Here is a 13,870-nt window from a genome sequence, read left to right as displayed (position 1 = left end):
GGCCCGGCCACCGCAGTGGCCGGGCCCGTACTGCCCTGCTACAGCCTGAACCTCTCCACCTGCGCCTGCAGCTCCCTGGCCGTCGCCGCCAGGCTCTGCGCAGATGCCGCGATTTCCTCCGCCGTCGCCGTCAGCTCCTCCACCGACGCCGACACCTCCTCCGCGGCCGCCGCGTTGCTCTGCGCCACGTCGGTGATCCGGGCCACCGCCTGCGTCACCTCGTGCGCACCGGCCGCCATCTCCTCGGTCGCCGCCGTGTTCTCCTCCGTCAGCGCCGCCAGGTCGTTGAACGTCTGCAGCACCCGCTCCGAGTCCTTCCGCACCTGCGCCGCAGACTCCGCGATCGCAGCCACCTGGGCCGCCGCCCGGTTCAGCGTCGCCAGGATCTCCGCCAGCGCCTCCCCAGCCTGCGCCGCCATCGCGTTCCCCTGCGCCGCCCGGGCCGTCCCCTCCTCCACGGCCTGCACCGCTTCCGCCGTGCTGGCCTGGATCTGCTGCACCAGCTCGCCGATCTCCCGGGTCGACGCCGCCGACTGCTCCGCCAGCTTCCGCACCTCGTCGGCCACCACCGCGAAGCCCCGGCCGTGCTCCCCGGCCCGCGCCGCCTCGATCGCCGCGTTCAGCGCCAGCAGGTTCGTCTGCTCGGCGATGCCGGAGATGACCTGGGTGATCGCGCCGATCTGCCCGGAGAACCGCTCCAGTTCCCGGATCCGCTCCGCGATGCGCTGCGAGGCCTCCCCGATGCGCCCGATCTCCTCCAGCGTCCGGCCCAGCACCTCGGCGCCCGCCTCTGCGCGCTCCACGGCGGTCGCCGCCCGCTCTGCCGTCGCAGTGGCGTCGGTCACGACCTGGTCCAGGTGCTGTGCCATCTCGTGCAGCAGCGTCGACGCCTCCTGCACCTCCACGGCCGACCGGGTCGCGCCGGAGGCGATCTGCTGAATCGCGTCCTTCAGCTGGTTCATCGTGGCGTTGGCCTCGGCCGTGGCGCCGGCCTGCTCCGACGCCCCCGCGGCCATCCGGGCGATCGCCTCGGCCGAGCCGGAGGCGGTCCGGGCGGACGTATCGGCCGCGGCGGAAAGCTCCTGGGACGCGGTCATGACGCTCCGGGTGCTCTCACCGACCTGCAGAAGGATCGACCGCAGGCTTTCCAGCATCCGGTTGAAGGCGGCGGCCATGTCGCCCAGTTCGTCCCGGTTCCGTACCTTCAGGGGCTCAACCGTCAGGTCGCCCTCCGCTATCCGGGCGGCGCTCCGGGCAATGGCCACCACCGGGTTCGCCAGTTGCCTGCCCAGAAAGGCGGATACGCCCAGGCTCAGGACGACAGCGGCCCCCGCCGCCCCGGCCATGATCAGGCGCGCCTGCTCGGCCGCGGCGCCGGCCTGCCGACGGGTCTCCACCGCCAGCCCGTCCCCCAGCAGGATCAGGTCCTCGATGCTGGTCATGAAGTTGTTGCGCAAGGTCGGCAGCGTGTTGCGCACCGCGTACTGCACCTGGTTGGACGACTCGGACGCCTGGCTGAACAGGCCGGCTGCGGTGGACTGGTACAGCTCGGCGTTGGCCTGGATGCGGCGAAGGACGGCCCTTTCCCCTGCCGTCTGAAGCCGTGACTCGATATCCTCCAGAAGCGCAGCCATCTCCGCTGCGGCCGCGTCGAACTCCTTCTGGTACGAACGGTCTCCGGTCAACAGGTAGCCGTTCAGCGCCCTGGCCTGCTCCGCCATCAGATACTCCACCTTGCGGCCCTGGAGCTGGATGAACTGGACGCGCCCGGACAGCTCTTCGTACTGCGTGACAACCTGATCAAGACCGATGAACCCCGTAACCGTGACGCCTGCCAGGAAGGCCAGAACGGCCACAAAGGCGGCAACGAGTTTGGTGCGGACGCTGAACTTGATGTTAGGGACTTTGAATGTCATGTTGCGGACGCGGAACTTCACAGCATGAACCCCCTGCCTCATCCCCAGGATCCAGGTCTCACCCACGATAATTTACCACATTTGCAATACACAATCAAAGAAGTTCTTCTTATGAATATAAATAGTTGCGGTGCAAACAAGTGACCGCCGCGCCGCGCGCACCGACAGGCGCATCGGGGTAGCTCCCGACGCCGACCCATCCGTTGGTCGGCCCCGCGGCTGGCAGGTTCTGTCCGGCCACAGTCCGCATCACCAATACAGAAAATAGGGTACCATGCCACAAGCCGAATGTTCAAGCATATACGTATTTAGTCGGTCAGTCGCGAACATTCCTCGCTTTCGCGCCGCCACCATCCCAGGGCCGAACCGGTCTCCCGTCCCCCCATCACCGCCGTGCCGGACGCGGAAAACCCGCCCCGATACCGGGCGGGTAAGAAAGCGGCCGCACCTCAGCCATCCAGAACCACGGAGAGGTACTTGTACTCCAGGTAGTCATCCAGGCCGTGATGGCCGCCCTCACGCCCCAGGCCGCTCTCCTTGACGCCGCCGAAGGGCGCCTGCGGAACCGCCAGGAGCGAATCGTTCACGGCCACCATCCCGTACTCCAGCGCCTCGCTGACCCGCACCGTGCGTCCCAGGTTGCGGGTGAAGATGTAGGCCGCCAGGCCGTAGTTGGTGTCGTTGGCCCGGCGGATCACCTCCTCTTCGGTGCGGAACGTCAGGATCGGCGCGACCGGGCCGAACGTCTCCTCGTGCACGATCCGCATCTCATCGCTGACCTGGTCGAGCAGGGTCGGCGCATAGAAGAAGCCGCGGTCGAACCCCGGACCCGTCAGGCGATGGCCGCCGGTGAGCACCCGGGCTCCCTTGCCGCGGGCGTCGCTCACGTGCCCTTCCACCTTCACGTACGCGGCCTCGTCGATCAGCGGCCCGACGTTGATGCCCTCCTCCAGGCCGTGTCCCACCCGCAGGCCGCGGACCGCCTCCACCAGCCGTTCGGTGAAGGCCGGGGCGATCGACTCCTGCACGTAGATCCGGTTGGCGCAGATGCAGGTCTGGCCGGCGTTGCGGAACTTGCTGATCACGACGCCCTGCACGGCGGCGTCCAGGTCGGCGTCCTCGAACACGATGAACGGCGCGTTGCCGCCCAGCTCCATGCTGACCCGTTTCATCTGCGCCGCGGCGCCCTGCATCAGGTGCTTGCCCACCTCGGTGGAGCCGGTGAACGAGATCTTCCGCACCAGGCGGTTTTCCAGGAACTCCTGCCCCACGGCCGCCGGATCCAGGGTGGTGACGACGTTGACCACCCCGGCCGGCAGTCCGGCCTCGTGGATGAGCTCCGCGATGAGCAGCGCGCTGAGCGGCGTCTGCTCGGCCGGCTTCAGCACCACCGTGCAGCCTGCCGCCAGCGCCGGCGCGATCTTGCGGGTGACCATCGAGGACGGGAAGTTCCAGGGCGTGATCGCCCCGACGACGCCAACCGGTTGGCGCAGCACCCAGATCCGCGTCCTGCGGGACGAGCTGGGAATCGTCTCTCCGTAGATCCGCCGGGTCTCCTCGGCGTACCAGTTCAGATACTCGGCGCCGTTGAACACTTCGCCCTTGGCCTCCGCCAGGGGCTTGCCGTTCTCCTCGGTGAGCACGCGGGCGAGCCGGTCGACGTTCTGCACGATCAGGTCGTACAGCCTGCGCATGTACCGGGCGCGCACGTGGGCGGGCAGCGAGGACCATTCGCCGAAGGCCGCGTGGGCGGCCTCGATGGCCGCCCGGGCGTCCTCCCTGCCTGCGTCGGGTACGGTCGCGATCACCTCCCCGGTGGCGGGGTTGGTCACCTCGAACCGCCTGCCGCTCACCGCCTCACGCCATTCTCCTCCGATGTACATCCTGTAACCCTCTGCAGACACCTGCGCTCCCTCCCAGGCGTTATCGTCGCGCTAAGCATAATCTTTTCGTAACATTTGTGTCAACAGCGGTCGCTCAGCCGGCAGCGGTGCGACCCGGCCATCATGATACCACCTCGGCGACCGCTCGCACCCCCGGGCCGGGACACCACATCCGTCCCCCGCTGCGTTCGTTGCCGTAGCGTAGCCCGCAACTCCGTATACCCTTTGTCCTTCTATGGCGTTATTGTATATGTACGAAGGAGTGTGACGGGCGTGCGCACCCAAGCCGCGGCGTGGGCGCTGCTCAGCTTGCTCACCCTGAGTACCGCCCCCGAGCTGCCGACGATGCAAGAGCGCGATCCGCTTCCCACCGTCTACGCCAGCCCGATCCCGCCGTCACACATCGCCGAGGCGGTGAGCCGGGCGATGGCGGACTTCCCCGGGGAGTACAGCGTGGCGCTGGAGGACCTCCTCACCGGGCAGCGCTGGCTCCACAACGCAGACCGGCTTTACCACCCGGCCAGCACGGTGAAGGTGCCCGTGGCCCTCTACGCGCTGGAACAGTACCGGGCTGGGAAGATCGGATGGGGGGATCTCATCGAGTACACCGAGGCCGACGTGGAACCGCCCCTGACCGGGGCGTTTGAGGCGGCCGAGTTCGGCGACCTGTACCCCGTCCAGGACCTGGTCCACTGGGCCCTGGCCTACAGCGACAACGTGGCCGTCAACATGCTGGGCCGCCGCCTGGGATGGGGGAACATTGAACGCTGGACGGAGACCATCGGGGGGCGGCTGACCCACGAGGACCGGCTGCCGCGGGCCAGCGCCCTGAGCGTCCTTCAATGGTGGCGGCACCTGCACGTGTTGTCCCTGGAGGATCCCGAGCGCGCGAGCCTGATCGTCCGGCCGCTGCTGGCGGCGACGTATCGGGGGCGGATCACCGCCGGCCTGCCGGACGGCGTGCCTCACATGCACAAGCACGGCTCCTACGAGGGCAGCTACCACGATTCGGCCATCGTATACGCCACCCGGCCGTACATCCTGGTCGTGCTCACGGAGGGCGCGCCGCTGGAGGAAGCCGACGCGGCCATCGCCCGGCTCTCTGCGGAGATCTACCGGGTGATGACCGCGTCGCACTCGACCCCTTTGGTCCCGGTCTGGTCGGCGGATGCGCTCCAGACGTTCGTGGGGCCGAGGAAGGAGTAGCCGGGCGGGTGGGGCGCGGACGGACCCTTTACGCGGACTTTGGGCGAATGGCCTCAACGATCATGGCGATCCCCTGCCCCACCCCGATGCACATGGTGGCCAGGCCGTAGCGGCTGCCTCTGCGGACCATTTCATGCACCAGCGTCGTCAGGATCCGGGCCCCGCTGCACCCCAGCGGATGGCCCAGGGCTATCGCCCCGCCGTTCACGTTCACCCGGGCGGGATCCAGTCCCAGCTCCCGGATGCACGCCAGGGCCTGCGCGGCAAAGGCCTCATTCAACTCGACCAGGTCGATCTGATCGACCGTGAGGCCGGCCCGCTGCAGGGCCTTTCTTGTTGCCGGGACCGGGCCCATGCCCATGATCGACGGGTCCACGCCGACCACCGCGGTGGCGACGATCCTGGCCATGGGAACCAGTCCCAGGGCCGCCGCCCGCTTCCCGGACATGATCAGCAGGGCGGAGGCTCCGTCGTTGATGCCGCTGGCGTTTCCGGCCGTGACCGTCCCGTTCTCCCGGAAGACGGGTCTGAGCCTGGCCAGCCGTTCGAGCGTGATGTCCGGCCGCGGGTGCTCGTCCCGTACCACCAACTCTGTGCGTCCATCCTCGCCGGGGACGGGCACCGGAACGATCTCCGCGTCGAAACGCCCTTCCCTCACTGCGGCGGCACACCGCATCTGGCTTTGCCATGCAAACCTGTCCTGGTCCTCCCGGGTCACGTTCCACCGTTCAGCCACTCTCTCGGCCGTCTCCCCCAGGCTGATGGGCGGGTACCGCTCCGCGAGGCGCGGGTTGACGAAGCGCCACCCGAGGGTGGTGTCGTAGACCTCCACCTGGCGGGCCCACGGCACAGCGGGCTTGGCCATCACGAAAGGCGCCCGGGTCATCGACTCCGTGCCGCCGGCGACCAGAACCTCTCCTTCCCCGCACCACACCGCCCTGGCCGCCTGGGCCACCGCCTCCAGCCCCGAGCCGCAGAGCCGGTTCACCGTAACCCCGGGCACCGTCACCGGCAGCCCGGCCAGCAGCGCCGCCATGCGGGCGACGTTGCGGTTGTCCTCGCCGGCCTGGTTGGCGCAGCCCAGGTAGACGTCATCGATGCTCCCCGGGGAGACCGCGGGGTTCCGCTGAAGGAGCGCCCGGATCACCACCGCGGCCAGGTCATCCGGCCGGACATCTCGGAGCGCGCCGCCGTATCGGCCGATGGGCGTTCGCACGGCATCGACGATCACCGCTTCTGCCAAAAACGGACACCTCCTGGTGGGCGAAAGCCTCGGGTCTGCGCCGGGGGCAGCGGCCCGCCGCCCCTCCCCGGTTCATGCCGCGCCACGGAGCAGCGCTCACGGCGCTACATTACTTGTAAGAGTAAAGCTCAGCCCGGGGTCGACCTGGCTGAGCTTGGCGCGTGCAGCGTGAGACCGATAAGCATTACCCTCGTTCAGCTCCATTATTCGAACTTATCGGATGATCCTCCGCCATTGTATCGTGCAGCCTCCGCCTGCGTCAACGTGCTGCGCGAGGCCCCTCCCGCGGCACGGCGAAGCCGAGCCCCGCCCGCAGCCTCCCTGCGCGGGGCGGCCCCGGGGGACGGCCCCCACGGCGCGTCCCCCGGCTCCGATTCCTGAGCCTCACCCCACCGCCATACCGCCGCGGCTGAACCACTTCTGCAAGGCCGGGTACACGTCCCGCTTCTCCGTGATCGTCACGATCACGAACCGCGGGTCCTTGATCGCCGAGAACGCGCTCATCAGGGAACTTGTGTACCCGCCCTCGCGAATCTCCCCGTACCCGAACAGATTGCAGACCTCCAGCAGCTTTCCCACCAGCTCCACGCACAGCCTGTTGTCGTTGTCGCTCCAGTTGTCGCCGTCGCTGAAGTGGAACGGGTAGATGTTCCACCGCTCGGGGTCGTACCGCTCCTGGATGATCTCCAACGCCAGCTTATAGGCCGAGGAGACCCGCGTGCCGCCGCTCTCGCCCATCTTGAAGAACGCTTCCTCGTCCACTTCCTGCGCCTCGGAGTGGTGCGTGATGAAGACGATCTCCACGTCCTGGTACTTGGTGCGCAGGAACCGAATCATCCAGAAGAACAGGCTCCGGGTGATATACTTCTTAAATTCGCCCATAGATCCGGAGGCGTCGCGCATCGCGATCACGACGGCGCTGCTGCTGGGGCGCATCTCCTGCTCCCACACCTTGAACCGCAGGTCGTCGTTGGTGATGTTGCCCAGAACGGGCATGCCCCGGCGGGCGTTCCGCTTCAGGTTCTCCATGATGGTCCGCCGCCGGTCCAGGTTGGACATCGGCCCCTTCTTCCGGACCTCGGTGAACCGCACCTCCTCGGTGGGGATCTCCTGCGTCGACTTCGGCCTCAGGTCCGGCAGGCCGAGGTCCTCGAAGATGAGCTCCGCCAGGTCGTCGACCGTCACCTCGGCCTCGTAGTAGTCGACCCCGGGCTGGTCCCCGGGCTGCGTTCCGCCGCCGCCCTGGCCCCCGGGCCTGGCCCGTGCGATCACGTCGCCGACCTTCGAGTCGCCGTCACCCTGTCCCACGCGCTTACCCTGGTTGGGGTTGAACCGGAAGCGGTACTCCTCCAGCGTCCGGATGGGCACTTTGACAAGCCGCTTCCCGTCGGAGGTGATGATGGACTCCTCGGCGATGATCTCGGGCAGGTTCTGCCGGATCGCCTCCTTGACCTTTTCATTGTGCCGGGCCTGATCGACGGGCCCCTTCCGATGCAGGCTCCAGTCGTGCCGAGACGTCGAGGCCATGCTCCTCCCCCCTCCTCGCTGCGCACCCGGGACGGTGCACGGGTCGTACTCCAGTCTATGCGGTGAAGTCCCGCCAGACCGTCGTTCCGGGGGCTGATTTGCCGCCCGGCCGGGCGGGCGTTTCGCTGACGGCTTATTTGTAGGGAAATTCAGACTATGGCAGGAATTGCTGTGCGCATGGGCGAACACCCCCTCCACCGAGGGCAGGGGCCCCAACCCTCGAAAACCCGTTGGGAGGTGGAGCGTTCATGCGATCAGCGATCCGTTCCCGGCTTCTGCGCTCCGGTCTGGCGCTGCTCCTCGCCGCCGCCGTCCCGGCCCAGGCGCCGGCGGCGGTCGGCGCCGACATGCGCCCCGGACCCGTGCAGACGGAGCCCAGGATGCCCCTGGTGCACTCCGTCACCGACGAATCCCCGGCCCGCGCACTGGCCAAGATCCAGTCCAGCGTCCTCGAAGCCTTCAAGAGCAGCGAGCAGGTCCGCTACCTGGTGAAGCTGAGGGTCGAGGCGGACATCATGGGGGCTGCCAGCGCCGCCCGGGAGCTGGCGCCATCCCCTGCGACCGCCGAGGTGGCGGCCCGCCGCGCGGTTGTCAACAGCCTCCAGGAAGCGGCGGAGCTGTCTCAGGCCGGGCTGGTCTCTTTCCTGGAGAAGGCCCAGGCAACGGGACAGGTCAAGTCGTTCCAGCCCTTCTGGATTGTCAACATGGTGGCGGTCACCTCCGACCAGGCGACGATGCAGAAGATCGCCGCCCTCCCGGAAGTGGAGGCCATCTACGCGGACGAGGAGATCCACCTCATCCGGTCCGAACTGGTGGCCGTGGAGGAGCCCGCGGCCGTGGCCACCGGCCAGCCCGAATGGAACATCGCGCGCATCGGCGCCCCCGGGGTGTGGAACCAGTTTGACATCGACGGCACCGGCGTGGTGGTCGCCAATCTGGACACCGGCGTGGATGGCACCCATCCGGCGCTGGCCGCCCAGTACCGGGGCAACGGCGCCTCCGACCACAGCGCGTTCTGGCTGGACGTGGTGAACCGGCGCCCCCAGCCCTATGATGACGACGGCCACGGCACCCACACCATGGGCACCATGGTCGGCCGCACCCCCGACGGCCAGGTTCAGATCGGCGTCGCCCCCGGGGCGCAGTGGATCGCCGTCAAGATCCTGGATGAGACCGGGAGCGGCTACACCAGCTGGATCCTGGAGGGCGCCCAGTGGCTGTTGAACCCGGGCGGGGACCCGGCCAACGCGCCTGACGTGGTCAACAACTCCTGGGGCGGCGGCCCGGGCATCAACGAGTGGTTCCGGTCCGTCGTCGAAGCCTGGCGTGCGGCAGGGATCGTCCCCATCTTCGCCGCCGGCAACAGCGGCCCTGAACCGGGCACCGTGGCCGTGCCCGCCAACTACCCCGAATCCATCGCCGTGGGCAACATCCGAAAGGATGACGTCCTCAACGGATCCTCCGGCCGCGGGCCGACCCCCTACGGCGAGATCAAGCCCGAGGTGTCGGCGCCGGGTACGCTGGTCCGTTCCGCCCTGCCCGGCGGCCTGTACGGCCTGATGAACGGCACGTCGATGGCCGCGCCGCACGTGGCCGGGGTGGCGGCCCTGCTCCGGCAGGCGGACGCCAGCCTGACCGTGGATGAGATCGAGGAGATCCTCACCGGCACCGCGGAGCCGCTGACGAGCGACCAGTATCCGAGCGTTCCCAACAACGGATACGGGTACGGCGTCGTCGACGCGCACAAGGCGGCGGCCTCCATCCTGGGCGTCGCCGACGGCCGCATCTCCGGCCGGCTGGCCACGGAAGGCGAGGACTTCATCGGCCCGACCATCCGGCACACGCCCGTCGCCCAGGGATTCAAGCGCGCGCCCACCGTCATCGCGGCCGAGATCACGGACGACGTCGCCCTGACGGCGGTGTACCTGCGCTTCCGGCAGCCCGGTCTCACCTGGTGGGGCATCGTGGACATGACCCAGGTCTCCGGTGACCACAGGGGCGGAACCTTCATCGCCACCATCCCGGGCGAGCTATCCACCGCCGACACGGTGGAGTACTACATTGAAGCTGTCGACTATGGCAACAACCACGCCTACAGCGGTACCCGCACCCAGCCGCATGTGGTCGCGCTCATCGACGGCATTACGCCGGGCTACCTGGAAGACTTCGAGCAGGCCGTGGCCGGCCTGATCACTGGCTGGACCACCGCCGGTTCGCCCGCGGACCAGTGGCAGATCGGTGAGCCGACCACCGGCCCTGGCGCAGCCTACTCCGGACGGAACGTGGCCGCCACCAACCTGCACAGCAACTACGCGAACAACGCCGAGGCCTACCTGATCACCCCGCCCATCGACCTGCGCGACGGTCCGGCCGCTCTCCGGTTCAAGCACTGGTACGAGTTCGAGAACAACTTCGACCGCGGCATCGTGGCCGCCACCGCGAACTATGGCGAGACCTGGGACATCCTGGCCTCCTTCACCGGCAGCAGCGGGTCGTACCTTGAAGCGGTGCTCGACCTCTCCGCCTACGCAGGGCTGTCCGACATCTACGTCGCCTTCGTCCTGGACAGCGACGGCAGTGTCACCCGGCAGGGCTGGTACATCGATGACGTGGAGGTGTACGTCGACGACGAGCCGCCGGCCGCACCGGCCAACCTGACCGCGCAGGGGACGGCGCTGGGCTCGGTCGCCCTCACCTGGGACGCCAGCGAAGCCGTCGACCTGCACCACTACACGGTCTACCGGTCGACCAGCCCGGGCGAGGGGTACGCGCCCATCGGCTCTACCACCCAGCCGGCCTATCACGACACGACCGTGGAAGGCGGCACCACCTACTACTACGTGGTGACGGCCACCGACCTCTTCGGCAACGAGAGCGCGTACTCCAGTGAGGCCGCCGCGACCCCGCCTGTCGTGGACATCCGGTTCAGGGACGACATGGAGGCCGGTCCGGGCGAGTGGACGACCGCCGGCACCAACGACCCGTGGCAGTGGGGTGTGCCCACCAGCGGCCCCGGCAGGGCCTTCTCCGGCGAGCACCTGTGGGCCACCAACCTGTCGGGCAACTATCCCAACAACGCCAACGCCTCCCTGATCTCCCCGCCCATCGATCTGAACGGCCTCGCGACGGCCGCCCTCAGCTTCACCCACTGGTACCAGCTGGAACGGAACTACGACTTCGGACGGGTGGAGATCACCGCGGACGGCGGCGAGACGTGGACCGAGCTGGCCGTCTACAACTCGCCGTCGGGCTCGCCCCCGGTCGGTCCCGAAACCCCGATCATCGACCTCACCGACTACGTGGGCCAGACCGTGCAGATCCGGTTCCGGTTCACCTCCGACGTCTCCGTCACCTATCCCGGCTGGTACGTCGATGACGTCATGGTCGTCGGCACAGAGTCCGGCGCCGCACGCGTCGACCTGAGCTTCTCCGACCCCGGCGACCCCATCACCCTGAAGGATGAGAAGCATGCCCAGCCCGCCAGCCTGCGGATGCCGCTGCCGGACGCGTCCGTTACCCGGTACCGGGTGGAGAGCGATGAGCCCGCCGTGATCATCCAGGCGCTGCCGGTGCTGGAGGGCACGGTCACCGCCCTGGAGAGCGGCCGCGTGGTGCGCACCAACCCGGTCGACGGCACGTACGCGCTGCTGCTCCCCGCCGGCGACTACACCCTCCTGGCGGAAGCCTACGGCTACTATCCGCAGACCCGACGGGTCACGCTGGGCCCCGGCGAGGACCTGAGCGTCAACTTCCTGATGGAGCCGATCCCGCGCGGCTTCGTGACCGGCACCGTCACCAACGCCATCACCGGTGAGCCCATCCGGGGCGCCCGCGTGCAGGCGCTCGAAGACGCACGGGTCGCGCCGACCTTCACCGACGCCACCGGCCGGTTCACGCTGGACCTGCTGGTAGGCTCCTACACGGTGCGGGTCTCCCACCCGAACCACCAGATGGTGGAAATCCCGGTGGAGGTCCTGGCGGGCGAGACCACCGAGATTGCGGTCGCTCTGAACTCCTTCGCGGGACTGCCCGGCGAGCTCGCCTATGACGACGGCACCGCGGAGAACGCCAGGGCCATCGGGGCGCCCAACAGCGGCTTCGCCGTTCGGATGTCGCCCGAGCCGGGCCAGACCGTGATGGTGACGGGCGCGCGGGTCCGGTTCTGGAGCAGCGACTGGCCGGTTCCGGGCGGGAACAGCTTCCTGGTGGCCGTGTACGGCAGCCAGCCCGACGGCTCGCCCGGCAGGCTCCTGCTCGGTCCCATCCGGGTGGACAACGCCGTCCGCGGCGGCTGGACCGAGGTGGACCTGCGGCCGTACGGCCTCACGGTGCAGGGCGACTTCTACGTGGCCGTGCTGCAGACGGATGACTACCCGTACGTGCCCGGCCTGGCCTTCGACGAGTCGTCTGACCAGGGCCGCACGTGGTACGTCCTGGACGCCCGCGAATTTGAACCGTTTGCGGCCTACGGCAACGCCATGATCCGGGCCCTGATCTCCACGGAGATCGCGCCGCCGGTCATCCTGAGCCCGACGGACGGCGCCTTCACCAACCAGACTGAGGTCCTCGTCGAGGGCACGAGCGCGCCGAACACGACCGTGACCATCTTCGCCAACGGCGTGCCGGCAGCGGAGACCACAGCCGGCCCGGAGGGCGCCTTCGCAGCCGTGCTGACGCTGGACGAGGGCGAGTACGCCCTGACGGCCGTGGCCACCGACGCGGACGGCGGCAGCACGAGCCCGTCGGCCCCCGTCCGGATCGTCGTCGACCTCACCGCCCCCGAGCTGGTCATCGAGCACCCGGCGGACGGCGCGGTGCAGAACCACCGCCTGCTCACGGTCACGGGCCAGGCCGTGGACCCGTACCTGGCCGGGGTTGACGTGAACGGCACGGCGGCCGAGGTGGATGACGACGGCCGGTTCACCGCCGAGATCATCGTCCGCGAGGGTGAGAACCTCATCACCGTTACGGCCGTCGACCGGGCCGGGAACGCGACGTCCGCCGCCGTGACCATGACGGTGGACACGGTCCCGCCCGAACTCAGCAACCTGCATCCCGACACCGATCTCACGCTGCGCCCCGGCGACACCCTGACGGTCTCCTTTGACTCCGAACCCGGCCTAGCCCTGGCGGCGTTCAGCATCGTGCCGAACCTGGGCGGCGGCTCGACGCACGGCGACGACGCCACGTTCGGCCTGGAACCCGGCGAGATCGCCATGACCGAGACGGAGCCCGGGCACTACGAGGGCACGTTCACGGTGCCCGAAGGGATGAGCCTGCCGCAGGCGTTCGTCCGCTTCCGGGCGATGGATGCCGCCGGCAATACGGTGCGGGCGACCGCCCCGGGCCTCCTGACCATCGTCCCCGATGCGGAGCCCGGTGAGCCCGGCGAGCCCGGTGAGCCCGGCGAGCCCGGCGAGCCCGGCAGCCCCGTGGCCGTCATCCAAGGGCCCACCTCCGTCGAGGTCAACACCAACGCCCGCTGGGATGCGGGTCAGCTCAGCTCCGACGTCCCCATCGTCCGCTACGAGTGGGACATGGGCGACGGCACCCCCATCCAGCCCGGCCGGAGCATCACGCACCGGTACGGGGAGCCCGGTACGTACACCATCACCGTGACGGCGACGGACCGGAACGGCCAGACCACCGTGGTAACGCTCGACGTGGTGGTGACCGCCGAGGAAACCGAGGGGCCGAAGGCCGTGATCGAGGGCCCCACCATGGCCAGGCGCAATCACACCGTGGTGTACAGCGGCCTGAAGTCCACGTCCCGCCTGCCGATCGTCTGGTATGAGTGGGACATGGGCGACGGTACCCGGTCGCTCCAGCCCACGCCGGTGATGATCCACCAGTGGGCGGAGACCGGCACGTACACGGTGACGCTGACGGTCACCGACCTGGAAGGGAACGAGGACACCGTCACCTTGACGGTGGAGGTCGTCCGGTGACAGCCACCCCGCCGCCGGAGGGAGCGGTCCGCCGCTCCCTCCCTGCGCGTCGTCGCAGCGCACCGCTTCCTCCTCGGCCCGCCCCGGGCTCACCCTTGGCATCACCCGCGCGGGCGAGAATCAGCCGACGAAACCATCCGCAGATTC

General features: G+C 68.8%; 6 protein-coding genes. 2 read left to right on the top strand and 4 right to left on the bottom strand.

The window, feature by feature from the left end:
* Nucleotides 1-38: 38 nt before the first annotated feature.
* Complete coding sequence (locus STH_RS03700) at nt 39-1,937, bottom strand: methyl-accepting chemotaxis protein (protein WP_011194856.1); 1,899 nt, start codon at nt 1,935-1,937, stop codon at nt 39-41.
* A gap of 428 nt (nt 1,938-2,365) precedes the next feature.
* Nucleotides 2,366-3,820: an NAD-dependent succinate-semialdehyde dehydrogenase gene (locus STH_RS03695; RefSeq protein WP_242654569.1), complete on the bottom strand. Its 1,455-nt coding sequence runs from the start codon at nt 3,818-3,820 to the stop codon at nt 2,366-2,368.
* Nucleotides 3,821-4,072: 252 nt separating this feature from the next.
* Between STH_RS03695 and STH_RS03690 the strand changes: the two genes are divergently transcribed.
* Nucleotides 4,073-5,005 carry a serine hydrolase gene (locus STH_RS03690; RefSeq protein ID WP_043713256.1) on the top strand — a complete coding sequence of 311 codons (933 nt, stop codon included), beginning with the start codon at nt 4,073-4,075 and terminating at the stop codon, nt 5,003-5,005.
* A gap of 28 nt (nt 5,006-5,033) precedes the next feature.
* Here the strand turns inward: STH_RS03690 and pcaF are convergent, their stop codons facing one another.
* A complete protein-coding gene (pcaF, locus tag STH_RS03685; RefSeq protein WP_011194853.1) occupies nt 5,034-6,248 on the bottom strand; it encodes a 3-oxoadipyl-CoA thiolase in 1,215 nt (404 codons plus the stop codon).
* 384 nt (nt 6,249-6,632) lie between these two features.
* A complete protein-coding gene (gene yhbH / locus STH_RS03680) occupies nt 6,633-7,775 on the bottom strand; it encodes a sporulation protein YhbH (protein WP_011194852.1) in 1,143 nt (380 codons plus the stop codon).
* A gap of 248 nt (nt 7,776-8,023) precedes the next feature.
* Here yhbH and STH_RS03675 point away from each other — a divergent pair, with 248 nt between their 5' ends.
* Nucleotides 8,024-13,723, top strand: coding sequence for a S8 family serine peptidase (locus tag STH_RS03675; RefSeq protein ID WP_011194851.1), 5,700 nt, complete (start codon nt 8,024-8,026; stop codon nt 13,721-13,723).
* Nucleotides 13,724-13,870 lie beyond the last annotated feature (147 nt).

The organism is Symbiobacterium thermophilum IAM 14863 (assembly GCF_000009905.1).
GTDB lineage: Bacteria > Bacillota > Sulfobacillia > Symbiobacteriales > Symbiobacteriaceae > Symbiobacterium > Symbiobacterium thermophilum.
The sequence above is the reverse complement of the archived record's forward strand: the minus strand, read 5'-3'. Positions and strand labels throughout refer to the sequence as shown.